Annotated in this window: 1 protein-coding gene; it reads right to left on the bottom strand. The window is 70.2% G+C overall.

Annotated elements, in window-relative coordinates:
• On the bottom strand, positions 1 to 732 hold a 732-nt coding region (locus tag IH00_RS38085; RefSeq protein ID WP_039947680.1), incomplete at both ends, for a 1-deoxy-D-xylulose-5-phosphate synthase N-terminal domain-containing protein.

The following is a 732-nucleotide window of genomic DNA, read 5'->3' as shown; positions in this document are numbered from 1 at the left end:
CCATCTCGTCGGCGAACACGGACGTCCAGTCGGCGCCGGAGGTGGAGATCGGCAGGCCGGTGTCCGGGTGGATCTTTCCGACGGCGTGGAAGCGGTCGGCCTCGTCCTGGAGGGCCGGCTGGTAGCCGCGGCCCTTCTCGGTGAGGCAGTGCACGATGACCGGGCCGCCGAACCGCTTGGCGCGCGACAGCGCGGACTCCAGGGCCTCGATGTCGTGGCCGTCGATGGGGCCGACGTACTTCAGGCCGAGGTCCTCGAACATGCCCTGGGGGGCGATGAAGTCCTTCAGGCCCTTCTTGGCACCGTGCAGCGTCTCGTACAGCGGCTTCCCGACGACCGGGGTGCGGTCGAGGATCTCCTTCGTACGGGCGAGGAAGCGCTCGTAGCCGTCGGTGGTGCGCAGCGTGGCGAGATGGTTGGCGAGGCCGCCGATCGTCGGGGCGTAGGAGCGCTCGTTGTCGTTGACGACGATGACGAGCGGGCGGTCCTTCGCCTCGGCGATGTTGTTGAGGGCCTCCCAGGCCATGCCGCCGGTGAGCGCGCCGTCGCCGATGACCGCGACCACGTGGTCGTCCCGGCCGAGGACCTCGTTCGCCTTGGCGAGGCCGTCGGCCCAGCCGAGGACGGTGGAGGCGTGGCTGTTCTCGATGACGTCGTGCTCGGACTCGGCGCGCGCCGGGTAGCCGGACAGGCCGCCCTTCATCTTCAGCCTGGAGAAGTCCTGCCGGCCGG

Origin of the sequence: Streptomyces sp. NRRL S-118, assembly GCF_000716335.1 — a bacterium.
GTDB lineage: Bacteria > Actinomycetota > Actinomycetes > Streptomycetales > Streptomycetaceae > Streptomyces.
The sequence above is the reverse complement of the archived record's forward strand: the minus strand, read 5'-3'. Positions and strand labels throughout refer to the sequence as shown.